General features: G+C 43.8%; 14 protein-coding genes, 1 other RNA gene and 2 pseudogenes. 16 read left to right on the top strand and 1 reads right to left on the bottom strand.

The features are described from left to right. Positions 1-26: 26 nt before the first annotated feature. The 11 genes and pseudogenes from rph to CGSMWGV1500E_RS03990 all read left to right on the top strand — a co-directional run bounded on the left by rph (position 27) and on the right by CGSMWGV1500E_RS03990 (position 11,058). Positions 27-788, top strand: coding sequence for a ribonuclease PH (gene rph / locus CGSMWGV1500E_RS03950; protein WP_004127484.1), 762 nt, complete (start codon positions 27-29; stop codon positions 786-788). Between the two features lie 24 nt (positions 789-812). Then, entirely contained in the window at positions 813-1,499 is a 687-nt protein-coding gene (locus CGSMWGV1500E_RS03955; RefSeq protein WP_004127482.1) for a non-canonical purine NTP pyrophosphatase, read from the top strand. A 93-nt stretch (positions 1,500-1,592) separates the two neighbouring features. Further along, positions 1,593-1,739 (top strand): hypothetical protein, encoded by a 147-nt coding sequence (locus CGSMWGV1500E_RS06450; RefSeq protein ID WP_176605909.1) that lies wholly within the window; start codon positions 1,593-1,595, stop codon positions 1,737-1,739. Positions 1,740-1,927: 188 nt separating this feature from the next. Then, positions 1,928-3,676, top strand: a complete 1,749-nt coding sequence (locus CGSMWGV1500E_RS03960) for an ABC transporter permease (RefSeq protein WP_004127479.1) — start codon at positions 1,928-1,930, stop codon at positions 3,674-3,676. Between the two features lie 78 nt (positions 3,677-3,754). After that, a pseudogene (locus tag CGSMWGV1500E_RS06535) lies at positions 3,755-4,580 on the top strand (ABC transporter ATP-binding protein); the annotation flags it as partial. Between the two features lie 62 nt (positions 4,581-4,642). Continuing rightward, positions 4,643-5,269 (top strand): annotated as a pseudogene (locus CGSMWGV1500E_RS06530) (AAA-associated domain-containing protein); the annotation flags it as partial. A gap of 257 nt (positions 5,270-5,526) precedes the next feature. Continuing rightward, complete coding sequence (rplS, locus tag CGSMWGV1500E_RS03970; protein WP_004127473.1) at positions 5,527-5,895, top strand: 50S ribosomal protein L19; 369 nt, start codon at positions 5,527-5,529, stop codon at positions 5,893-5,895. 27 nt (positions 5,896-5,922) lie between these two features. Continuing rightward, a complete protein-coding gene (lepB, locus tag CGSMWGV1500E_RS03975; RefSeq protein WP_004127470.1) occupies positions 5,923-6,741 on the top strand; it encodes a signal peptidase I in 819 nt (272 codons plus the stop codon). A 107-nt stretch (positions 6,742-6,848) separates the two neighbouring features. Then, on the top strand, positions 6,849-7,553 hold the full coding sequence (locus CGSMWGV1500E_RS03980) for a ribonuclease HII (protein ID WP_004127468.1): 705 nt from the start codon (positions 6,849-6,851) through the stop codon (positions 7,551-7,553). A 225-nt stretch (positions 7,554-7,778) separates the two neighbouring features. Continuing rightward, positions 7,779-10,334, top strand: coding sequence for an ABC transporter (locus tag CGSMWGV1500E_RS03985; protein WP_196218461.1), 2,556 nt, complete (start codon positions 7,779-7,781; stop codon positions 10,332-10,334). A gap of 1 nt (position 10,335) precedes the next feature. Further along, positions 10,336-11,058: an HNH endonuclease family protein gene (locus tag CGSMWGV1500E_RS03990; protein ID WP_080572222.1), complete on the top strand. Its 723-nt coding sequence runs from the start codon at positions 10,336-10,338 to the stop codon at positions 11,056-11,058. 95 nt (positions 11,059-11,153) lie between these two features. On the opposite strand, the gene ssrA is transcribed toward CGSMWGV1500E_RS03990, so the two are convergent. Then, positions 11,154-11,550, bottom strand: a transfer-messenger RNA (tmRNA) gene (ssrA, locus tag CGSMWGV1500E_RS06235). Positions 11,551-11,983: 433 nt separating this feature from the next. On the opposite strand from ssrA, the gene CGSMWGV1500E_RS03995 reads away from it, so the two are divergent. From CGSMWGV1500E_RS03995 to CGSMWGV1500E_RS04015, 5 genes are all read left to right on the top strand, one after another. Beyond that, entirely contained in the window at positions 11,984-21,409 is a 9,426-nt protein-coding gene (locus CGSMWGV1500E_RS03995; protein ID WP_004127459.1) for an InlB B-repeat-containing protein, read from the top strand. Positions 21,410-21,507: 98 nt separating this feature from the next. Beyond that, entirely contained in the window at positions 21,508-21,720 is a 213-nt protein-coding gene (gene rpmE, locus CGSMWGV1500E_RS04000) for a 50S ribosomal protein L31 (protein ID WP_004118797.1), read from the top strand. A 93-nt stretch (positions 21,721-21,813) separates the two neighbouring features. Further along, positions 21,814-22,911: a peptide chain release factor 1 gene (prfA, locus tag CGSMWGV1500E_RS04005; protein ID WP_004127456.1), complete on the top strand. Its 1,098-nt coding sequence runs from the start codon at positions 21,814-21,816 to the stop codon at positions 22,909-22,911. A gap of 78 nt (positions 22,912-22,989) precedes the next feature. Then, entirely contained in the window at positions 22,990-23,910 is a 921-nt protein-coding gene (prmC, locus tag CGSMWGV1500E_RS04010) for a peptide chain release factor N(5)-glutamine methyltransferase (protein WP_004127452.1), read from the top strand. After that, positions 23,903-24,625 carry an L-threonylcarbamoyladenylate synthase gene (locus CGSMWGV1500E_RS04015; RefSeq protein ID WP_004127449.1) on the top strand — a complete coding sequence of 241 codons (723 nt, stop codon included), beginning with the start codon at positions 23,903-23,905 and terminating at the stop codon, positions 24,623-24,625. Before prmC ends, CGSMWGV1500E_RS04015 begins: the two co-directional genes overlap by 8 nt. Positions 24,626-24,727: the final 102 nt, after the last annotated feature.

Raw genomic sequence — 24,727 nt, 5'->3', positions numbered from 1 at the left:
ACAGCCACGTGCTAAATTTGTGAGTTATGGCTCAAATCAAGGATATGCTGGAATCTGTAAAACCAATTCGCGTAGACGGTCGTGACGTTGACGAGCTTCGCCCTGTGCGAATTACACGTAAATTTACTGACGTTCCTGAAGGCTCTGTGCTTATTGAGTGCGGGAATACGCGCGTTATGTGCACTGCAACTTTTACTGTTGGTGTTCCTCGTTGGCGCAGAGATTCCGGATTAGGGTGGGTAACTGCCGAATATTCTATGCTTCCTCGAGCTACTGCTGAGCGTACCGATCGAGAATCTGTGCGCGGAAAAATTGGCGGTCGCACGCATGAAATCAGCCGTCTTATTGGTCGCTGCTTGCGTGGAGTTGTCGATATGAAAGCCATGGGTGAGTGCCAGATTCAAATCGATTGCGATGTTTTGCAGGCAGATGGTGGAACTCGCACGGCTTCCGTAACTGGAGCTTATGTAGCATTGGTAGATGCTCTTAATTGGGCGGAAAAGAATGGTCATATTCGTTCCGCTGCAAGCGTTCTTAAAGATGCTGTTTCGGCGGTTTCCGTAGGCGTTATTAACGGAACTCCTATGCTTGATTTGCCTTATGTTGAAGACAGTCAGGCTATGACAGATATGAACGTTGCTATGACTGGTTCCGGCACGTTTATTGAAATTCAGGGAACTGCTGAGCATCGTCCGTTTAATCGCGACGAATTAAATACTTTACTTGATTTAGCAACAAAAGGTAATCGTGAGCTGCAGAAAGCGCAAAAAGCTGCTTTAGCAAAATAGTAAACAGATTGAAGGAGAGCGGGCGTGAAACTTGTTGTGGCAACACATAATGAGGGAAAACTCGTTGAAATTAAGCGTATTTTAGCTGAACAGTTAAATCAGTTAGCAGACAGGTTTGAACTTATTACTGCGGGTTCTCTTGGTTTGCCAGATCCTGTGGAAACCGGAGTTACTTTTGAGCAGAACGCGTTGCTTAAGGCTCGCGATGTTGCTTCAAGAACTGGTTACCCTGCTATTGCGGACGATTCAGGCATTATTGTCGATATTTTGGGTGCCGCTCCTGGAATTTTATCTGCTCGTTGGAGCGGAGTTCATGGTGACGATAAAGCGAATAATGCTCTTCTTCTTCAGCAACTTTCGGATATTCCGGATCGGTTCTTAACAGCGCGTTTTCGTTGTGCGGCTGCTCTTGCTATTCCAGATGATTGTAGTGAAGTTCCTGAAGGCAGTGTTATGCTGCACACTCACGGTTTTGAAACGGTTAGAATGGGGGAGATGATTGGTCATCTTCTTCGAGAAGAGCGCGGAACTAACGGTTTTGGCTACGATCCGCTTTTTGTTCCAGACGAGCAGCCTATTCGTAACGGCGTTCAAATGGAAGGTTTAACTAGCGCTGAGCTTACTCAGGAAGAGAAGAATAGTATTTCTCACCGCGGCCACGCTTTGCGTGCTTTGTTGCCTGAATTGCAAGCTTTGTTTATTACAGAATAAATAGCTTTGCATAAATTCCTCTGTGTGCAGCGTGCCTTGACACAGGTTTAATCGTTATTTATAATTGGCACGGCATTAAGGAGGTGATTTGCCGTGAAACATGACAGTAACAGTCATAATTCTAGTACTCGCACTACGAGTGAGGGTTCTGACACTATTGGCAGTAGTAGTTCAGATGTTCCTCCTGAATATATGAAGCCGGCAATCACCGCATTTAGGTTGCAAAGATTGCAAAAATAAAACTTACGAAATCTGCAAAACTTAACTTTAGACTTGCGAAAATAAAAAGTAAGCTGCAATTCTTGAGCCTAAAAAGCAATCAATGGTGATACGGCTACATAAATCAATCTAAAAATAAATCTGAAAAAGATTCAATAAAATATAAGTAAAGGCAAATAAACCTTTAGTTCCTATTAGAGGACTTTGTTATGACCGTATTCACAACTTCGCGCAAGGAAGGCGCAGGCGCACAGGTTGACGAGAACACTCGCTTCTGGTCCGATATTATTGTGTGCGTAGGTATTATTGCTGTTTTTGGCGTAACCGCTTTCCTTATTCAGCGCATAAATCAGCCGATTGGTCCAAGCGGTATTCCTTCTAAAGTGTCTACCGACTTAATTAATCTTCCGTACTACACTTTGCGCTCAGTATTTCGTATGCTTCTTGCGCTAGTGGCATCGCTTATTTTTACTATTGTTTATGGCTCTCTTGCAGCTCGAAGTCGAAGGCTTGGCAAGGTGCTTATTCCGCTTTTGGATATTTTGCAGTCCGTGCCAATTTTGGGCTTCCTTTCGGCGACGGTTACAATTTGGTTGGTGATTTTCCCTGGATCGATGCTCGGTGTTGAGGCGGCTTCGATTTTCGCTATTTTTACAAGCCAAGCGTGGAATATGACTTTTTCCTTCCACCGTTCGCTTCTTAGCGAGCCTAAGGAGTTGGATGAGGCGGTTCGTAGCCTTAAACTTACGCATTGGCAGCGCTTCTGGGTTTTAGATATGCCAAACGCAATGATTCCACTGCTTTGGAACTGCATGATGTCTGTTGGTGGCGGATGGTTCTTCCTTACCGCTTCGGAAATGATTTCCGTAAATAATCACACTTATGCTCTTCCTGGCATCGGTAGCTTTGTTGCACAATCTGCTGCAGATAATAAGCTCGGGAATATTTGGTGGGCAATTGCTTCTATGGTTGTGGTTGTTTTGGCGCTTGACTTCTTCTTGTGGAAGCCACTTACTGCATGGGCTGAGCGTTTCCGTATTACGCAGAGCGCTTCGGACAATGAGCGTCGCAGCGCTATTTTGACGCTTATTCGTCATTCTCATGCGGATGAGGTTATTAGCAAACTTTTCTTGCCAATTAGAGAGTGGTTAGAAAAGATTACTCGTCCGCTTGGTTGCACAGGAGCTAAGTGGCCTCATAAAGCTTCGCAGCGCAAGTTTGGCGACTGGGCGTTTAACGTTTTAATGTTCTTTATTGTTGCAGCAGGTGTGGCGCATATGCTTTACTTTGTGCATACAACTGCAGGGTTGCAAGAGTTTATTACAGCAGGCATGCTTGGTGGAATTACTTTTGTGCGAGTTGCAGTTTTGATTTTTGTTAGCTCGCTTATTTGGGTTCCAGTTGGTGTTTTAATTGGCATGAATCCAAAGATTTCTAGAATTATGCAGCCTATTGTGCAGATTCTTGCCAGCTTCCCAGCAAACTTTATATTCCCATTTGCTATGGCCTTGTTTATGGCTTGGAACATTGACTTGGGTTGGGGAAGTATTATTTTGATGGCTCTTGGCACGCAATGGTACATTCTTTTCAATGTTATTGCTGGTGCTAGCGCTATTCCAGATGATTTGCGTGAAATGACACGCAGCTTTAGGCTGGCTCGAGTTTTACGTTGGAAGACGCTTATTTTGCCGTCTATTTTCGGTTCTTGGTGCACTGGCGGTATTACAGCTGCAGGCGGCGCTTGGAACGCTTCGATTGTGTCGGAAATCGTTGAATATGGTAAGCATCGCATGTCTACTGCAGGTTTGGGTGCTTATATTACTAACGCAACTACTATGGGAGATACCGCTCGCACTCTGGTTGGCGTAACTGTTATGAGCTTAATTGTTGTTTTAAGTAATCGACTATTCTGGTCGCCTCTACAACGTATTTCCGAAAAACGCTACGTGTTGAACTAGCTGAATTAAAGCAACTAATTAAATCATCTAATTAAATCAGCTAAAATAACAAATTTTATAAAACAGATTGGCAAAATTATGAATACTTTGAAAAGCAACGCAAAAGCAGCGCAATCCTCAATTACAAGCGATATTATTGACGCAAGGCACATAAGTCAAAGCTTCACTTCCGACAGCGGCACAACCCAGCATGTTTTGCACGATATTTCTTTCACTCTTCGCGAAGGTGAAATCGTAGCAATTTTGGGACGTTCTGGTGCTGGAAAATCAACCTTCCTTCGCACAATGGCAGGCCTTGTGCAGCCAACAGAAGGTACAGTAACGTATCGTGGTCGCGAGCTTACAGGCCCAAACCCGGGGGTTGCAATCGTATTTCAAACCTTTGCTCTTATGCCGTGGCTTACCGTGCAAGACAATGTGGAGCTTGGTTTGCGCGCTAGAGGTGTTAGCAAAGAAAAGCGCACTGAACTTGCGCTCGCTGCAATTGACGCAATCGGTTTGGATGGCTTTGAAACAGCTTACCCAAAGGAGCTTTCCGGCGGTATGCGTCAGCGCGTAGGTATTGCGCGTGCGTTGGTATTACGACCGGATGCGCTTTTTATGGATGAGCCGTTCTCCGCACTCGATGTTCTTACTGCAGAAAACTTGCGTCAGGAAGTGCTTAAGCTTTGGTCTAGTGAGGAACGAGATATTAAGTCTGTGCTTATTGTTACGCACAATATTGAAGAAGCTGTTCAAATGGCTGACCGTGTGGTTGTTTTAGGATCGCATCCAGGTCATTTAATTGCAGACGTTCAGGTTGATTTGCCTCGCCCTCGAGATAAGCACAGTGCTGAATTTGAGGCGATGGTTGATAATCTATACGCTATTTTGACCGGTTCTGCTCCGGAAAGTGCTTCTGAGCAGGAGAGTTCACAGTCCGATGATTTGCAGAATCAAGCTCAAGCTGCAGATACTGAGGATGCTGAAGATAACGAAGCTGCAGCAATTGCAGATATGCTTATTCAGCGTCATCATGACGATGAGGATGAAGATAAGCAAAACGAAGATGAAGCTGAATCTGGAGAGGCGAAGGCAGAGCCTGTGTCGGTTCGTTTGCTTCCAAACGCAACCCCAGGAGGTATGGCAGGTTTGCTTGACGTTATTTCAGAAAATCCAGACGGAATTGATTTGGCTGATTTGGCAGCAGACTTGTCGTTTGAAATCGACGATTTGTTCCCGCTTGTTGATGCTGGAACAATGCTTAATCTTCTTACCGCAGAAAATGGCCATATTACTATTACTTCTGCTGGTGAAGAATGGCATAACGCCGACATTTTGCACAGTAAGCAAGTTTTTGCAAGACTGGCTATTGAGCATGCGCCTCTTGTTCACGCAATTGATCAGGCTTTGAGTCGTAACCGCAACGGTAAGCTTCGCGGCGAGTTGATTTTGGATTTGTTGCGCAGTAAGCATACGGATGCTCTTGCTCGTCAACAGTTTGATATTGCGATTAGCTGGGGTCGTTATGGTGAGTTGTTTGATTACGATGCTGACGATGACGAGTTGACTCGTACTGTTGAAACTGCTCCTTTGGACGGTGTTGCACGCTGAAATAGCTCGAAATAGCTTGAAATAGTGTGCAATACTGCGCATTAATAATGTCCATTATTGTGCATAAATTTGATACTTGTATGCTTTCAATAAAAGGATGCCGCATAGTTCTTTTATTTTTAGGTCTAGTCGCTTCTTATTTAAGATTGCGCGGATCGAAAGCCCCCTAAAAAGCGAACTTTTTGGGGAAAATTGCGTAGCGCATTTGCTGCTAACGCTTACTATGCGTCGGTATGCGGCGGCGATGGAGGAATATTATGGTAAATGCTGTAGAAGCATTTGATGCTAAGCATCTTAAGGCAGCTGAGGAAATCCCAGCTTTCCGTCCTGGCGACACTGTTGACGTTAACGTTAAGATTCAGGAAGGTAACAACACTCGTATTCAGACCTTCACCGGCGTGGTGATTGCTCGTAAGGGTGCTGGCGTGCGTGAAACTTTCGTTGTGCGTAAGGTGAGCTTCGGCACTGGTGTTGAGCGTCGTTTCCCACTTCATTCCCCAGCTATCGATTCGATTAAGCTGGTTCGTAGCGGTCGCGTTCGTCGCGCTAAGCTTTACTACTTGCGCGCTTTGCGTGGCAAGGCTGCTCGTATTGCCGAGCGTCGTGACAACAGCGCTGCTAAGTAAATCAACCTTAAAGTGAAGGATTAAATTATGTCTGATGGCACGCAAATTAGCGATACTCATATCGTTGCTGTAGCGGGTCATGGCGTAGATCCTTCACCGGTTCCACCTGAGCCGGAAGGTTATGAGCCTTCCGGTTTTGGTGGTTTTTGGAAAAATAGAAAAAACAAAAAAAATAGTAAAGAGAGCCGAAATATCAAGCGTTTTGCTCATGCTCGCAATCAAAAAAACGGCGACCATTTTTCTCTTAAAGACGCTTTAGTTTGGTTTGGTATTCCAGTTTTTGTAGTGTTAATTATTCGCCTGTTTTTGCTCGGCGCGTACACTATTCCTTCCGGCTCTATGCTTGACACTATTCACATTGGTGATTACGTTGTTACGTCAAAGCTAACTCCTAGCGTATTTCCTTTGCATCGCGGAGATATTGTAGTTTTTGAAGATCCTGCTCATTGGTTAAGTGGAGAGTCTTCTAACGGTTTAGTTGGCAAGGATTTAATTAAGCGTCTTATTGGTTTGCCTGGAGATACTGTGGAATGTAAGGGAGCGGGGGAGCCTGTTACTGTTAACGGTGTTCCTGTTCACGAATCTGCTTACATTCGTCCTGGTGTTGACCCAAGTGCTTTTCCTTTTAAGGTAAAGGTTAAAGCTGGGCATGTTTTTGTTCTTGGAGATAATCGCGCTAATTCTGCAGATTCTCGCTACCATCGTAACGATGGGGACGATGGTTTGGTGCCGATTTCTAAAATCGAGGGCGTTGCAGTGTTCCGTACGTGGCCTTTGGATCGAATTGGTTTTTTGGACGAGCATCATGATGCTTTTGACGATGTTCCAAGCAAATCTGCGAATTAAACTGCAATTAAACTGAAATTAAAGCGCGAATTAAAGTTTGAATTAAAGTTTGAATTAAATCGCGAATTAAACTTGTAAATTAAACTTATGCAAGTAAAGTCTTAATTATGCCGAAAGAATCTTCTAAAATACCTCTTACGCCATCTCTCGATAATGAAAAAAGCTTGCTTTGCGAAGGATATGATTGGATTATTGGACTAGATGAAGTTGGCCGCGGATCTCTTGCAGGTCCGGTAATGGTTGGAGCTGCCGCTATTTGTAAAAATCAAATCGAAGAGCAAACAATTCCTGAAGGTTTAGCTGATTCTAAACTACTTACTGAGCGTCGTCGAGAAGACTTATTTAATCCTCTTCAAAAATGGTGTACTTCTTGGGCTGTTGGATCTTGTACTAATAAAGAAATAGATGAGTGGGGTATTAGTTACGCGCTTGGAGTTGCGGCTTTGAAAGCAATTGCAACAGTCGAGGAAGATATGCAAATGAGTAAAAAAGAAAACCCTCGTATTGCAGCAATATTGGATGGTCCATGCGACTACATTGATAAAGTTGCCAACACTTTTGACGCACCATTTGTGCCGATTCCTGTAAAAGTGCATACTCTTGTGAAGGCGGATCGTCAATGTGCAAGTGTTGCGGCTGCTGCAGTTTTGGCAAAAGTTACAAGAGATAATCTTATGGTGATGTTATCTAAAAAACCGCAATATGAATCCTACGATTGGGCGCATAATAAAGGCTATGGTTCGTTAGCTCATCGAAACGCAATTAAAGAAGTAGGACCTAGCGATTTGCACAGACTGTCTTGGAATTTATAAACAAGTTTTAATAAGTGTAGATTGTTCTTGTCAAATCTGCGCAAATGTTAAATTGCCTTCTTTTTGGCGGATGTTTCAAAGCTTCAGAACGGCTTAAAATCAGCATAATTTGGCGGTAGCCGGCGTGTTGATGGTGTGTGTGAAGCGTAATCTTAAAAGCGGTGGGGGAACTTATTTTTGGAAAAATTTGCAATGAGTATTCGTAATGAAGAAAAGGATCAGGAGATGATAAATCGCTGTTTTGCGTTCGTTCCAGGAATTAAGCATTTAGTTGCTTTAAGGTCGGCGTGCCTAGCGATTTCTTATCTTATGAATATTGCATTTGCTTATGTTTGTGTTGGAATGCTCTCCCCAGTTCTTCGCCCAGTTCGTTCAGTTGGAACTTCTTTAATGAGTTCTGTTGAATTGACTTCGTATATTATTGCTTTAGTTGCTATTATTCTTATAAAATACGCGGCTTTTCACTGGTCTTCTACTATGCAAACAGATATTGAGTCGCGTGTTGCAATGCGTTTGCGTCCAAAAATGCTTCATGCAATGCTATCTTTAAGATCTGCCAATATTGAAGGAACTGGAGATTTTGTAAATTTTTCAGTAAATGACGATATTTCTGCAATCCAGCGTTTTATTGCCGTTCTTGTGCCTCAAATCGTTGCGGCTATTCCTATTCCAGTAGTTATTTCTGCTGTGCTATGCACGGTAAATCCTGCTATTGCTGGCATTTGCGCTATATCTGCAATGTTTAATATTGCGTCTCTTGTGCTAGTTTTGCTTATGCGTTATGCATTTTGGCGTTGCGTTAGTGCGTTGTGCTCTTATGTTATTGCTTCAATAGCGATTGTTGCTACAGTTTGGTTATCTAGCGTAAAAGGCGTTGGTCTTGCTGCAGCGTTGCTAACAATGCCTTTGCTAATGCTTAGTGTCCAGCCGTTTAGAGCTGTTAGCAAGTATATGCATGTTATTCGTGATGCTGTGCTTGGAATGGAGCACGTTGAGTCTTTATTGCGTACTGTAACAGATTCTAACGCTCCAATATCTTTTAGTGATGACGGTTCAACATTATCTTTGCCAGATGGTTCTGCGAATATTGCTTTGCGCATGCGCTGCGATATTAAACGCAATGGTAGTAATAATAATGAATTTGAGCGTATATCTATAGTTGCGCGCTCTGGTGAGCTTCAAGTAGTTCCAAGCAAATATCAGTCTGCTATGCACTCGTACATACTTTCTGGAACTGGGTTTAACAAAAATGCCGACGTATTGCTGTCTTATAGCGATCGTTACGAAGTTCAGGAAGATGATGATTCTCCATTTGTTTCGCTTGATACTTTTGGGGAAGGTGGAAATTCTTCGTATCTTTCTCTAAATGATGCTACTTATGGCGCTCTTGCAGATATTGTTACTGTTGTTAGCGAAAAAAGTCATCTGTTTTCTATGACTTTGCGCGAAAACTTACTTCTTGCTGCTCCAAATGCAACAACTACTGCTATGTGGGATGCTTTGCGAGCTGCTAGAGTAGATGGCGTTGTTTATGCAGATTATGACGGATTAGATATTCCTATTGATCGTTTGCTAAATAATCCTGATTCAGCATACAATCCGGAAGATATTATTCGTCGAATTATTCTTGCTCGCGCTTTACTTCGTCACACTCCTGTTTATATTTTCGACTATTGTGCGCAAGATATTAGTGAATCAGAAGCCGAAAAGATTATTAAGATTTTGCGTAGAGTTGCGCGCTCTGCAACTGTAATAGTTTTAATGCCTAACGATGCTGGTTGCACTTCTGCGGATGCTAAAGTTACTGTGGAATCTTATAGGCATATTTTGGATAGTAAGTCGGGCGAAATTCAAAAATCGCAAGCAAGTGTGCGAATAAAAAATATCGCCCCTATTTCTGCTGTTATTTCCGAATCTAGCAAGCGTAACATTTCCAAGTTTAAGCGCGCTATTTTTGCTATTCTTTCTACGTTTATTACAGCACTTAATTTTGCGGCAACAGTGTGTATTCCTGTAACTATTGTTTCTGCAATGTTTGCTGTTGCTGGTAGACCAATCTTTGGTTTTGTAATGCAACAATGCGTTATGGTTGCTGTTTTATGTATGGCTATTAGAGCTTTTACTCTTGTGGTTTCTTTTGCAGGTTTAGACATGCATAACGAGCGTTGGCATAAGGCTCATATAAGTATGAATGTTGGAATGGTTTGCGCTGTTATTCCGCTAATTGTTGTGCTTTACTATTTCAACAAAAACTTATCTTATATTGCGATTGCAGCATGCGTGATTATTGTTTTTGTGCTGCCTCGATATTTGCTTATTCGCTCAAAACATGTTGTAAATAAGCTTCGTTATGAAAAGAATGATGTTGAGTGCGAAGTGAACGATATTGAGCTTGGTATTGATGAGATTCTTGCTTTCCGTCAAGGTGAGCATTGTGTAAATAGAATGATTGCTTCAATGAAAAAAGTTTCGCAACAAGACATGCGTTTAGCACGTAAAATAGCCGGCATCTCCTCGTTTATACTAGCTTTGGCGTTGGCAAGTATTGCTGCTGCGGCGCTGGTTGTGGCAAATACTATTCATCCTGTTCCAACGAATCTTCCAGCATGGAGCACAGTATATGCTGTTATGGCAATGGTGTTGCTTGTGATTATGATTCAGCAAGTTATTGACGTTGTTTTGCAGCGTATACCTTCGATGGTAAGAACGAGTGGTAAAGCTGGTCAAGCTGGTAAAGCGGCTGGTGGGGCAGCTGCAGCAGCTGGAGCATCTGGTAAATAGTATGTATAGGCACAATCGGCGTAAATTTTCAAAAAGACAGTTAGCTGCAATTTTTTGGATGATTATACTTGCTGTACTAATTGGCGTTGCTGTTGGCTTGCTCTTGCCAAAGATTAGTAACAATGTAGGCAAGATTACTGGTGAGTATGAGGCGAGTGGAGATGCAGCTAAAGCGCTTAAAAAGCTTCGTGTAGCGAAACCGTATCACAAAGGCTACGAGCGTCAAGTATTTGGGTATCGCACTACGGATGAAGATGGCAACGGTTGTGATGTTAGAGAAGATGTTTTAGCTCGCGATTTGCGAAACGTGAAATACAAGTACGTTGGCTCGTGCAAAGTGCGCTCGGGGCTTCTTCATGATCCGTATACTGGGTTGGATATTAATTTCGTACGTGGCCGTAAAACCAGCGCCTTGGTGCAAATAGATCACGTTGTTGCTTTGCAAAACGCTTGGGAATCTGGTGCTTGGAATTGGAATGCTTCAAAAAGGTTGAAATTTGGCAACGATATGCTTAATTTACTTGCTGTGCAAGGCGCGGCAAATCAAGAAAAAGGATCTGCTTCTGCAGCGTACTGGCTTCCTTCTAACAAATCATTTAGATGCGAATATGTGGCTCGTCAAATTGCGGTCAAATATAAGTATGGGCTTACTGTAACGCGTGACGAGAAGCAGAACATGCTGGCTGTATTGCACAATTGCGGGGCGCAAGATCTGCCAAGGTGATTTCAACCAAAACAACCCAGCCGCGAATAGTTTATGTCGCTTTAGTACTTGCGAATACAAAAAACGCCACTGTTTGAGCAGTGGCGTTTTTGCGTTTGTGGAGTCGCGGGGAATTGAACCCCGGTCCGGTGACCGTACCCTCGGTCTTCTACGTGCGTAGTCTGCTGGCCGTGCGGCAGTTTTTCTGCCCCCATGTTATCGCAGACAATTCATGGCGAGCATATCTACAGTAAAAGTCCCTGAATCACCCTGCAGCTCGGCAACTCAAGCAAGTCTTCTAATGACGTTCAGCACCACTCCGAAGACGTGGGTGGGTGAACGGAGCAGCTGCTCACTGGTTAATCCTGGCGCGAAGCTCAGGCAGCGAGAGCGAACTCAGTGCGATTAGATTTAGCACTTATTCTTTTGCGAAAGGACGTTTACGAGTGGACTTTCGCATTCTCGGCACGCTTCCCCGCGGCGAACAGATCGCCGTCGAAACCGATCGACCCCTTTTGAATTTTCAAATATTCGCTGCGTTAAAGCAGACTTTACTATAGTACAACATATTCTGCGCGGTTGCCATGTGCAAGTTGCCATGTGCAAGTTGCTATGCGTGAGTTGCTATGCGTTAGTTTCTATTTACGGGTTGTATGTGTACGTGCCATGTGTAAGTTGCTATATATAAATTATTCGAATTGCATAAACGGATAATTAAAATGTTTGATGGGGGGGGGGTATAATGCTATGGCATGTAGTTATGATATGACATTTGGAAGATTTAAGGAATTGGGTAGATTTGCTTATTTATTACTTTTAAGCATACTAAACAATTGTTTATTTCGTGAATGCATACTCTACAGGTGTATTGTGTATAAGTTATAATTTATATGAGATTTGTGCGTAATATTTTACAAATTTGTATTTGTTGGATTAAGGAGAAGTAATGGCTGTTAGCAAGGATTTGCGTGGTGGATCAGTTAAAAGAGCGCTTCACAAAGCTGAAAAGGCTAATAAAAATCCTAATGCTAAAAAAGTTGTGAACTCCAAAAAGACTGCGTCGCTAAAGGCTACGGCAGTAAAGCCTGCTCGTTTCAATCGTGGCGTTGCTGGAGTTGCTGTTGCTTCGACTTTGGCCATGATGCTTCCGTACGCGTCCGCTTCTGCATTGCAAATCAACCAGCAAAATATTGTTGATAATGCAAATGTTGTTAGTAAAGCTGGCAAAGGTAATTCGCGATCGCAAGAGCTTAACATGCTTCGTTGGGGTGTGGGATCTAGAAGAGAAAGCAGGCAGACTAAAGCTTTTGTGGAAATTGCGCGGCGTGAGATTGAAGCTCAAAAGCAGCGTGAAAATGTTGAGAACGTTCAGAATGTGCAGCCTGCAATTTCTTCTGAGGATTTTAATGGCGATAAGTCTGTCACGCCTACAAAGACTTCTGAAATTAAAAATACAACTTCAGGCTCAAAGGCAAATGTTGCTTCTTCAGGAAATACAGCAAGTGCGCCTGTGCCAGTGCATCAAGCGCAGCCAGCAGTAAAGTCAGAATCGAAGCCAGCTGATACGAAGCCGACTGTTACGAATACAGAAGTTGCAAAGCCTGCAGACGTAAGGTCAGCTGCGAAGCCGGAAGTTGCAAAGCCATCAGACGTAAAGCCGACAGAGGTAAAGCCGGCTGCGAAGTCGGAGCCGGCGGCAAAAACAGAGCCAGCAAATCCTCATCCATCTCAGCAGTCGCAGTCGTCTCAGTCTGCGAAACCAGCAGAAACAAACCAACCGGAAGCAAATCAACCGGAAGCAAATGCTAGTGAAGTTAAGCCAGATGAAAATAAGCAGCCTTCAAGCGAAGAGCCAACTGCTGCGAATGCAGCTCCTGCAAATAATACGCCTGCGCCAGCTACTCCTGTAACTCCTGCAAATTCGCCTAAACCAGATACTCCTGTAACTTCTGCAAATGCAGGATCTAAAGCTGACGCTGGAACTGCAGCGAACGCAGGTGCAGAAAATACAACTGCGCAGGGCAATACGCAAGGCAATACACAAGGGCAGGGTGCAGAAGGCTCTGCACAAGGTTCGCAAAGCAATAAACAAAGTTCGCAAGGCACTGCACAAGGTACTACACAGGGCACACAAGGTGCTGCACAAGCTACAAATGCAAGTGGCTCAGGCGAAGATAAAAGCGGTACGCCTTCAGCTACTGCAGCAACTGATTCAAACAGCCAGGTAATTAAGCCGAATACGGATAATCCAACGGCTGCTGACCAAAACACTGCCAACGAGCAGGTACAAACCGACAAAAAGCCAAAAGCTACGTATAATTTGCAAATTTGCTATACGATTGGCGGCGCTGCAAATAAGCAGCTTGTGCAGCCTTACGAGCTTACGATTGATAGAGAAGACTTCGATAAGCTCGGCAAAGATGACAAGTACGAGTACATTGAGCTTCCAAAGTCCGCTGGATACCGTCCATCCGTATACCATTCCGGGGATTACCAGTACTACATTAAAAACAGCGACGGCAAGTATGTTATTGACAATGGTACGGATGCGGATGCTACTCGCTACTTACGTTTAAGCAAGAAGCTTATTACTGATTACGCTGTAAAGCAAAGGCAGGTTGTTGGAGGAGGTAACGGCGCTCAAGCTCCGCAAACCTCATCATCTCAAACAACTACAAATCCGCAATCTTCATCGTCTACGCCGCAACAACCAGAAGACGGCATTCAGTACTACGGCGAGCTGAACATAAACTACGCTCCTAAAACAGCTAAGTACTATGTGCGTCATTTGGTGCAGGATCTCAAGGACAAGGATAAGTTTAGCGATGCTCCAAATCTTGGCGTTGGCAAGACTATTGAAGTAACTTACAAAAATGGCACAAAAGAACGTATTCACGTCACTGAAGTTACTGGTACTGTTGGTTCAGATGTGAGCGCTGTAGCAACGTACATTCCAGGCTACGAACCGGAGCATAATCTTATTAGCTCGCCGCTTTCGGATTCTGAAGACGAAAAAGACAAGCTAGTTTTGAACCTTCGCTACTACCGTAAGGCGTATGAAGTTACTTACGATTCTGCTGGCGGCACGGATGTTACTGCTCAGAAAGTGTATTATGACCAGAAAGTGCCAGGTGTCGCAGAGCCAACTAGGCGAGGTTACACTTTTAAAGGATGGTCTTTAGTAGATCCTAATACAGTAAATGATCCAAGTTCTGGGTTATATAGTGATCCTACTGTTATATCTGACAAAGATTTTAAGATGCCGGATCACAATGTGCAATTCCGCGCAGTTTGGGATGAGAATAAAACCACCAGCTACCGCGTGAACGTGTGGGTGCAAAAAGCTGATTTAGTTGATAAAGAGCATCCGGATTCGCTTGCAAACTACGACTTTGTTGGTCTTGTTGAGCGCAAGAATGTGCAAACTGATAGCGACGTTGCGCTTGATAAGATGAATGATGCCGGCGTTGTTACTGACGCTAATGTGCTTAATGGCACAAGCGGAGAAGATTTTGTAAAGAACCCAGAGCTTGGCTTAACGGAAGAAGAGCTGCAGGGAAAAGATCCTGAACATAAGACTGGCTTAATTGCAAAGTTCAACTGGATGAACGATACGCATGTAACAAACTTAGACGGGTACAATACTGAGAATCCTGATGATCCGAACAATTATACTGTAAATGCTAAGGGCGAAAGAGTTTATAAAGATAAATTCACGCGCTACTTCCATGTGAATAAGGAGCTTACTAAAAAGCTTAACACTGAGCAACATGATTTTGTGCCAGGTCGCCCAGATTTAGGCAAACGTATTAAATCGAAGCTTTGCGCGGACGACTTAAACAACACTCTTAACTTAGTTTACGACCGCAAAGAGTACGAGCTTATTTTTGCTGCTCCTAAGAACAGTAATAATGGTATGCGCGGCAATAATGCTGTTATACATAAAAAGAACAGCAAAGGTGAGACGATTAGCTACTGCTACGCTGGCGGCGGTGATTGCTCAGATGAATTAGACAATAAGTCTACTTACACGTATGGTAATAGTTTTAATAAAGTAACTAGCAAAGTTGATCATGATGGTTACCGTGTAAAGGTTCGTTACGGGCAGAGTCTTACTGATGTTTGGCCTAATTCAGATGAAGTAGACTTTATGGATAATGGTAACACTTCTTCATTAGGTTTTTTGATTGGTGGAAATGTTAATGGAGATACTTATGGTACATATCGTGATACTCCTCCATTTCGTTTAACGAAAGAAGAATTTGTTGATCCAAAATTCCATTGGATGTATAAAGATGGCAAGGCTCCGCAGATTAGTGACAAACCTTCAGATGCTAGTGCGCAAAAGTATACTGTAAAAGATAATCAGCGCCTACTTATTCTTGATTCCTATGATAAAAGTGATGTTGGTGTTGTACAGGTAATCGTCAAAAAACAGAGTATTGCATCTAAAAAAAATGGCGATACTGGCAAAAATATTAAGTATGAGCTTTCTACTGACTCCTATAGTAAGGATGACACGCTTAGTAGTGATTATACCTTTACTCCGCCTTCTATTGCAGGATTTGAGTCAAAAATAACTAATATTACAAGTAAAAACATTAGTCGTAAAGATGGTGTTAAGGCTGATGAAGATCTCGATTTTGATGGCTTCTATGACAAAGTACATGAGCTTTATGAAGAAGTAACAGGTGAAGACGCTCCATACGATGCTCCAGAAGAAGGAAATGATGATGATTGCAAACTTCCTGATTATCATGAAGGCGAAGATGACGAAGATGGAGGAGTTGCTCTTAAAAAGTTAAATGCGAAGATTGCTGAAAAACTTAAAACTGATCCAGCATATAAGAAATATTACGAGTTTAAAAAGAAGTATCATCTTGAGTTCCGTAAATACGTTGCTGGCTTTGAAAAAAAGCTTAATTTTGGTAATGAGAGTGGTTATAGAGAATTTGGTTCTGATAAAATAGCAACTCTCGAGTACAAGCGCCAGTCGTACGCCGTGCAGTTTTATAATGCGGACGGCAATGCTATAAAGGACGACAGTGGCGCTGCTACAGAAAAACTGCCGTTTGAGTATAGTTTGACCAAGCGCGGCAACGCTAAATTGACCGGCGACGACGCAGCCTTGTACTACAACGATGGCGCCGTTAAGTCTTACGATGCTTCTGTAACTAAAGACGATGCCGATAACAAGTCTAAGCAATTCGACGGCAAGTACACATTCAAGCTTAACGGCAAAACTTACTCCATCGTTCGCCCTGATAATTTGCCAAAAGACTACGTGTTTAAAGGCTGGGCTGTTGATCAGGCTGGCACTCGGTTTATAAATGGCGAAGACAAAGATATTACAATGCCAGTCAACGGCATTAAGCTTTACGCTGCGTGGGGTAAGCCAGAAGGTATTAAGCACACTGTAACGCTTAACTACAATATGCCTGAAACCGACGAAAACGGCAAAGAGAAATCTGGAACAAACGTAGTTACGAAAAAGCAGTTCGATCACTACTATGTTATTAAGGAAAATAAAGATATAAAGGTTCCAACTCGCAAAGGCTACGACTTCTACGGCTGGGAAATTACTAAGAACGGCACGACTTTGCCGTACGCTTTCGGCAACAAAGTAGTAGAAGATATAACGCTTGATGCAGTGTGGGTTAAGGATACTCGCTACAACGGCACTTTTAAGCACATATTCTTAAAGCCGGGGTACACGTTTGCTGACTATAAGAATGCTGATGAATCAGCCAAAGCCGCGATGGTGGACCACGTTTCTACTCAAACGGTTTCCGGCTTGCGCGATCATTTGCGCTACAATGCGGAAGCAGTCTACAGTGACGAAACGCACTTCCCAGATAAGCATTTCACAAGCTTTGAAGCCTCGAGTAACGAGAGCCAGAATACTGGCGAGTTTGTTTATCAAACGTACAATACTCGCAAGTACACAATTAAGTATGTAGATCAAAATGGCAAAACGTTACTTCCAGATAAAACAGTAAGTTCTGTAAACCAAAAGCACGACGTGGCGTTCTACACGCCAATTCCTGGCTTTATGCCAAAAAATACGCAGCAGAATATTACTTATACTACTGATAGCGACGGCAAGCAGACTTATGGTATCCCTGAAATCATCTTCAAATACGATGACGTTCGTGTGCTTAAGCGCAAGGACGATACTCAAGTTCGTCCAACCAACTACACGCGCTACGTGTTCAAGGTTGCCGACGGCGAACAGAATATGGGTAGCATTGTTGGATATGATGGTATTACTGCTGGAAAAGGCGGTTTAGTCTACGACGTTATTGGAGGCACGAAGGCTTACCAAATGCCGCTGCCTCAAGACCCAATAGCTAAGAAGGGCTACGAGTTTGCTGGCTGGACTTCTAAGATTTATATAGATAATGGAAGTGGTTCGCAAACGGAAAGCGATGGCTTTGACCGTCTGCCAATTCTTTCTGAATCTCAATCTAATCCAAAGGTTGTTTACATTGCTAAATTCAAGCTTAAGGCTCCTGTTGCTGCAGCTCCGCAAGTGCTTAAGCCAACTGAGAAGATTAGTACTACAAGTAGTGATGACGCTAAGAAGCTTATAACGAATGCTGGTGATTATCCAACTGGTGCCACGTTCAGCTTTGTTGGTGACGAAACATTCGACAACACTCCAGGCTTGCACAAGATTAAAGTGCAAGTGAAGCTTGATGGGCACACTGCTCAAACTGAAGTGTTGTACCGTGTGCTGCCGGATTTGGTGTACGCAAGCGATTGGGAGAAGTTTAAGGCTACTGACTACGGCACAGCGCATGAAAAAGAGTACGCTCCGATTACCTTTACCGGCAAGAATGATGAAGGCACTATTGTTGGTCACGATACGACTGGCAATACTCCTGCTGCTGGCGGAACAACTACTCTTACTGCTTACGTTTATAAGGGTAAGAAAGTTAGAATCCGCGTGCCGCAAGCATTCGGCCAGGATCATAGCGACCAGCATTATCACTACGTGTTTAAGGGTTGGGCAACTGAGGTTGTAAAGCCAACTCATGAGAATCCAAATCCAGAGCAAAAGTTTGATATCGATTCCGAAAGCCGTTATAAAGATATTACGGTGGAAGTTGGCAAAGACGGCGCAACTTATAATGCTATTTACAAGCGAATCGACTACTTCTCCAGCTCTTCCGACAGTGGTGAAGTTCCTAAGGATGCTGTAGTTGCAATATTCAAGCCTGCTCCAGGACGAAAGTGGAAGGACGGCACAGACGGCCCTAAGGTGTTCTACGTAAAGAAGGGTACTGATCTTTCGCAAATTCCTTACAGTGCTGATGACCAGACTAGTGCGTTGAATAGACTTAAGGAAAACCTAACTAACGCTACCGGCAGCTGGTCTCGAAGCAGCATGATTAATGGCAAAGAAGAAGTAACGCATATAGAGAATGTTTCGGATTGGAAAGTCAACGAACCATTCCAAGAGTTCGTGGCAGAGCAAGATCCTTTAGCTACTCCAGAAGTTACACCTAATACTTTGCGTGCAATTTGTAAAGATGAAGGTACTCTTCCAAAGCCAGAAGATTACATTGCTAATTATGCTGATTTGATTGATAAAACTAAGAATCCAAATGTAGAGAGTGTAGCAGTTGAGTATGCATCTACTAAGCCAACTGTTGATAAAGCTGGCGTTTACACTGTTCCGTTAACAGTTACTGTGAAGTACAAAGACGTGGAAAAGTCTGTTTCCTATAAGACTGTTGGCAAGCTTAAAGTAATGTATGACTTGATTTACGGTGAAAATGTAAAAGCTCTTGGCACTAATCCATCTCAAGATGAGATAGATGAACATAATGAAATAGTTAGAAATTATAAGAAGGTTAACTTCATTACGGATGAACGTTATGGAAGTATGGCTAGCGGTTCTCGCACTTTGTTCTATGTGCATACGAATAAGGCTTCTGGCGTAAAAGCTCCGCAGGTTATTGGCAGGGATTATGACGCTGATGGATACCATTACGTGTTCAAAGGCTGGAGAAAGGTTGAGACAGTTGTTGCTCCTGCTGAGAATAGCACTGGGCATACGCGTACAAGGCGTAGCTTGAATGATTATTCAGCAATTCCTGTCACTACTTTGATGGTAAATGGACCAGAATCTGTGACTAGCGTTGATGTGCCAGATACAAAGAAGGATCTTCTAACGGACGAGCAGATTCGTAATAAAATACATGATGCGGATACAACGTATGAGGCAGAGTACGATCAAATACAGAACGTAATCGACGCTTCTAAACAAGACGATATTCCAGACGGTTATGTTGCAACCATATTCCTTCCAGGATTTGGTAGAACGTGGGCTGACGGTTCGTATAAGCCAAAACTCCTGTATATTCGTCACGGAAAAGATAAAGAAGATAATATTAAGTTTGCTAAGAAGGTTGCAAACGACATTGCTGCAACGCTTTCCGGTTTTACAACTTGGCAAATGTATGACGCAAAAGGCGTTAAGTCGAGCGTACTCTTACACGATAATTGGGATATCAGTAGACCGCGCATCTTCGTTGCTGAGCAAAATGGCGTTGACGATGTGAAGATTCCGGAAACAGTTATTGGCGTTGGAGATGCGATTCCAGACGTTAATAAGCTCGTACATAACACTGACCCTAACGTGAGTGTATCTGTAGATAAAAGTACTAAGGTTGATGTTTCAAAGCCTGGAATTTCAACAATTGTTGTGAATGTCACTAAGCCTACTGATGAAACTGATGAGAAGACAGGAAAGCAAAAAACTGTTACAACTAAGTTGCCTGTGCGCGTCTACGTTTTGCCTAGCGTGATTGCAGATAACGATTTGCCTGCTAAAGGCACTGCTGCGGCTAAGTTTGTAGAAAAGAACTACACGAAGGTAACGTATGTAGCTGGTAGTGGCGGAGAAATGAAGTCTCCTGTGTTCACATACTGGGTTCGTAAGAGCGCTAAAAACGTGCAAATGCCAGTTCCAGACGTGCTTGCAGATAAGGGTTACGTGTTTAAAGATTGGACTTCTAATACAACTGAAACTCTGGAAGCTCCAGCAGCTCCAGAGAATCAGCGTAAAGCTACAGAAGAAGAACGTGAAGCTTTGGCGCGAATGGCGATTATGAATGGTATGCCATATATAGCAAATCTGATTCGTAACTCGCGTAACTCGCATAACTCTACGCTTGCTTCATTGCAACATCTGTTGAACGAAGTGCAAAATCAACGCGCTGTGAATGTCTACAATGCTAAGCGTGAAGAATTAGCTAAGATTGCAGAAAGTAAAGGTAAGACTGTTCTAGCTGAAGAAATCCGCAAGTCTAATGATTCATTACAAAGTATTAAGGATAAGCTTGCCAAAAATGGTATTGCCGTTGACAAAATGATTGAGCAAGCTCGTGAAAAGGCTTTGCTTGTAAAACTTGCTAAAAAAGCTGGAAAACTATGGATTGCTGATCAAATTTTAAAGTCTAAGAGTTATTCAATAGAAGCGCTGAAGGATTTGATGCGAAAAGCTGGAATAGACTTGACATTCGCTAATCTTGAGAACGCAATTGGTAGTGATGTTCTTGACGAACAGCGAGAATTGCTAGCTGAACTTGCTGATGAAGCAGGTAAACCATTTGTTGCGAACAAAATTCGCAGCGACAAGAAGTCTAGTTTGGAAGATTTGAAGAAGCTTTTGCGCGATGCTGGCGTAAATCCAGAGATTTCAATGCCGAAGCCGCAGCCAACGTATGAAACTACGATTACTGCAAACTTCGAGAAGATGAAGCCTGTGAATTTGACATTTACAAGTTCTGCGGCTTCGGGTGTTCCTGCAACATTTACTTTGCTGAATTTAACTGAGAATTCGAGTGGCAAGACGAATGTTAAGGTAGATGGCACTGATTTTGTTATTAACAAACTTAATCATGTTACAGGCGGTTCTAACGGCCTTATTCCTTCTTGCAATGGAAATACTTGTACTATTTCCGGCACGCCTAAGATTGTTGATGGAAAGCCGAAAGTAGAAGTAAGGTTTACTACTATTGATCAATACGGTCAAAAAGTTAATGTTACTGTGTATATTGACGTGGTGGATTCGCCAAAGCCAACTCCGTCGCCTGTGCCGCAGCCTAAGCCTGTGCCACAAGCACCTGAGACACCATTTGTGCCAGATACTGCGCCTTCTGTGATTCCTGAAGCTCAAGTTATAGAGCCTGAGGTTGAGTGCCCTCCGCAGTCAGAGGCTCCAGAAGCAAAGCTGGAATTGGCTAAAACTGGTAGTAGTGTTGCGCAATCTGCAATGCTAGCCAGCTTGTTAGCGTCTGTTGGTTTTGCTGGGGTAGCTGCTAAGCATCGTCGTAAGCGCGAAGATGGTAAGAATAACTGAGCGCGTCGAGGGTGGTGACTAGAATTACGAAGGTTCCGGTTCACGCTTAGCTATTGGGGCTTTGCGACCCGGGTCGCCCGAATTCTATAGGAGACATTATGAAGCAGGGTATTCATCCCGATTATCACGCAGTGCAGGTTACCTGCTCTTGCGGCAGCACTTTCGTAACTCGTTCCACCGCTGATGGCGATCACATGACGGTTGACGTGTGCTCAAAGTGCCACCCGTTCTATACCGGCAAGCAGAAGATTCTTGACACCGGCGGCCGCGTGGCTCGCTTCGAGAAGCGCTACGGTAAGAAGACTAAGTAGCTTTTGTGACGCCAGCCCTGCTTTCGTGTAATCAGCGAAATCGGGGCTGGCGTTTTATGTGCTAAATTAAATATTTTTAACTTAAGGAATATGATGGCTGAGTCAGTAGAGGAACAATTTCCGGCAGCAGTTACCGCGTTAGAAGAGTATCGCGATATTGAAAGTCGTATGGGTAGTCCGGAAGTTGCGTCAAATCCGGACGCTATTCGAAAACTCGGCCGCAGGCACGCAGAACTCGGCTCAATCGTAAACGCTTACCTAAATTACAAGCAGCTTTGCGATGACTTTGAAGCCGCAAACGAAATGGCAAGCGACGATCCAGATTTTGCAGAAGAAGCTAAGCGTTTAGAGGCGCAACTTCCAGCAGCAAAAGAAAAGCTTCGCACAGCGCTAATTCCTAGGGATCCGGATGATGCGCGCGATATGATTATGGAAATTAAAGCTGGCACTGGCGGCGAAGAAGCTGCACTATTTGCTGGCGATTTATTGCGCATGTACATGCGTTACGCAGAAAAGCGCGGCTGGACTACCGTAATCCAAAGCGAAAATTCAACGGAACTTGGCGGCGTAAAAGACGTTCAGCTTGCGATTCGCGCAAAAGGTACGCCTGCTCCAGAAGACGGCGTGTGGGCAAGCATGAAGTATGAGGGTGGCGTGCACCGCGTGCAGCGAATCCCAGTTACAGAATCGCAGGGGCGTATTCAAACTTCTGCAGCCGGCGTAATCGTGTTCCCAGAAGCAGACGAAGATGACGACGAAATTGAAATCGATCCAAAAGACCTTAAAATCGACATTTTCATGAGCTCTGGTCCTGGCGGACAGTCCGTGAACACTACTTATTCCGCTGTTCGTATGACGCATATTCCAACCGGCATTGTGGTGAGCATGCAGGATGAAAAGTCGCAGATTCAAAACCGTGCGGCAGCACTTCGCGTGTTAAAGTCACGTTTGCTCGCTATGAAGCACGAGCAGGAGGCGGCTGAGGCTGCAGATATGCGTCATTCGCAGGTGCGTTCGTTGGACCGCTCTGAGCGAATTCGCACGTACAATTTCCCAGAAAATCGTATTGTGGATCATCGCACAAACTACAAGGCGTACAATCTTGACCAGGTTCTTGACGGCGACTTGCAGCCTGTTATTGACAGTGATATTCAGGCGGATGAAGCTGACCGTTTAGCGCAAGCTAAGTAAGTAAGCTGAGTAACTTAAGTAAGCTAAGTAAGTTAAGTAAATAACTAAGTTAAGTAAAATTTCCAAACGGTTCTTAAAATGCGCGAACTTTTGCAAAATGCTATTGCGCGTCTTCACAAAGCAGGCGTGGAGTCTGCTGAATACGACGCGCGTTTGCTGCTGTCTAAAGCTTGCGGCGTAAGCTTAGCTGAGCTAAACAAGGCTCTAATACTCGGCGATTTAACCGATTTTTCGCCAGATTATGCTAGTAAATATAGCGGTTTTATATCTAGGCGTGCCTCTCACGAGCCGTTGCAGCATATTGTTGGCCGCGCGCCTTTCCGCTACTTGGATTTGCAAGTTGGCAAAGGCGTTTTTGTGCCGCGGCCCGAAACAGAAGTTGTGGTTCAAGAAGGAATAGATTGGATTCGCGCAAATAATCTAAAAAATCCTATTGTTTTAGACTTGTGTGCAGGTTCGGGAGCAATCGGATTGTCTGCTGTGACGGAAGTTGCAGACGCGCAAGTATGGGCTGTAGAAAAATCTCCTGAAGCTTTCCAATATTTGCGAAAAAATTTTGAAGAAACTGCAAAAATTTATGAAAATCTGCAGATTTCCAGTCGCTATCATGCTGTTCTTGCAGACGCAACCAAAGCGCATATTTCGAATTTAACGCCGGAACTTGCACAAATTTGCGGCAAAGTAGATTTAGTAATCACAAATCCGCCCTATGTGCCGGAAAATCAAGTGCCGAAGCAGGTTGAAGTGCGCGAGTATGATCCGCCGCTTGCGCTATATGGCGGTTCTGCAGACGGCTTAGCTATTCCGGAACAGATTATGCGCGCGGCTTTTGAGCTACTTCGCTTCGGGGGAGTGATGGTGATGGAGCACGATATTTCGCAAGGTGAGGCGCTTGCAGATTATGCAAAAAACATAGGATTTGGCAGCACAGAAGTCAAAAACGATTTAACGAACAGAGCAAGATTTGTTGTATGCAAAAAAGAGGCTAAAAATGAGTAAAATTTGCAATATAAGCGAAGAATCACTGCAAATGGCAGCGCAAATCATTAACGAAGGCGGCGTAATCGTAGTGCCAACGGATACCGTGTATGGAGTTGCTTGCGATCCGTTCAATGAAGCCGCGGTTGCAAAAATTTATGAGCTTAAGCGCAGGCCGCGCACGAAGGCACTGCAAATTTTAATGAGCGGAGTGGAAGATTTAGAAAAACTTGGGCTTTATTTGCCGTCACCGCTGGATATTTTAGGTAAAAAGTTCCTTCCAGGCGGATATTCTCCGATTGCGCGCGCAAAGAAAGGCTCGGTTGCTTCAAATCTTGCAACGCTGTGCAAAACTAATGAAACTGATGCGCAAAACAATGCACAAAACGATGCGCAAAATGATGCGCAAACTCAAGCAACTCAAGCAACTCAAGCAACTCAAGCAACTCAAGGCGTGCGCGTGCCGGATTGCCCGGAATTAATGCAAATTTTGCGAGTTACAGGTCCTTTGGCCGCTTCTAGCGCGAATCGCAGTGGTAACGAAAGTGCAGACAGCGTGGAAGAAGCGTTTGCGGCTTTCGGTAACGAAATTCCGCTGTATTTGAACGCAGGTCCGACTCGCTCGCACGTAGCAAGCACAGTAGTTGGTGCGGATTCAAAAGACGAAGACGGCATTGTGATTTTGCGCGAAGGCGTGATTTCGGAGCGCGAAATTCGCGAGGCTTTGCGAAAGTAGCGAAGTAGCGAAGTAGCGAAAGTATTTACTAATTTTGCGGTACCATCAAATCGATACAATCAAATAAGAAAGCGCGAAAGCATGCGCGAAAAAGATGCGCGC

Source organism: Gardnerella vaginalis 1500E (assembly GCF_000263595.1).
GTDB classification, from domain to species: Bacteria; Actinomycetota; Actinomycetes; order Actinomycetales; family Bifidobacteriaceae; genus Bifidobacterium; species Bifidobacterium vaginale_E.
This window is presented reverse-complemented; position numbering and strand designations above follow the sequence as displayed.

Bases quoted from the DNA above. Each gene is read 5' to 3' on its own strand.
- rph (WP_004127484.1), top strand. From the start codon at position 27: ATGGCTCAAATCAAGGATATGCTGGAATCTGTAAAACCAATTCGCGTA.
- CGSMWGV1500E_RS03960 (WP_004127479.1), top strand. From the start codon at position 1,928: ATGACCGTATTCACAACTTCGCGCAAGGAAGGCGCAGGCGCACAGGTT.
- rplS (WP_004127473.1), top strand. From the start codon at position 5,527: ATGGTAAATGCTGTAGAAGCATTTGATGCTAAGCATCTTAAGGCAGCT.
- lepB (WP_004127470.1), top strand. From the start codon at position 5,923: ATGTCTGATGGCACGCAAATTAGCGATACTCATATCGTTGCTGTAGCG.
- CGSMWGV1500E_RS03980 (WP_004127468.1), top strand. From the start codon at position 6,849: ATGCCGAAAGAATCTTCTAAAATACCTCTTACGCCATCTCTCGATAAT.
- CGSMWGV1500E_RS03985 (WP_196218461.1), top strand. From the start codon at position 7,779: ATGATAAATCGCTGTTTTGCGTTCGTTCCAGGAATTAAGCATTTAGTT.
- CGSMWGV1500E_RS03990 (WP_080572222.1), top strand. From the start codon at position 10,336: ATGTATAGGCACAATCGGCGTAAATTTTCAAAAAGACAGTTAGCTGCA.
- CGSMWGV1500E_RS03995 (WP_004127459.1), top strand. From the start codon at position 11,984: ATGGCTGTTAGCAAGGATTTGCGTGGTGGATCAGTTAAAAGAGCGCTT.
- rpmE (WP_004118797.1), top strand. From the start codon at position 21,508: ATGAAGCAGGGTATTCATCCCGATTATCACGCAGTGCAGGTTACCTGC.
- prfA (WP_004127456.1), top strand. From the start codon at position 21,814: ATGGCTGAGTCAGTAGAGGAACAATTTCCGGCAGCAGTTACCGCGTTA.
- prmC (WP_004127452.1), top strand. From the start codon at position 22,990: ATGCGCGAACTTTTGCAAAATGCTATTGCGCGTCTTCACAAAGCAGGC.
- CGSMWGV1500E_RS04015 (WP_004127449.1), top strand. From the start codon at position 23,903: ATGAGTAAAATTTGCAATATAAGCGAAGAATCACTGCAAATGGCAGCG.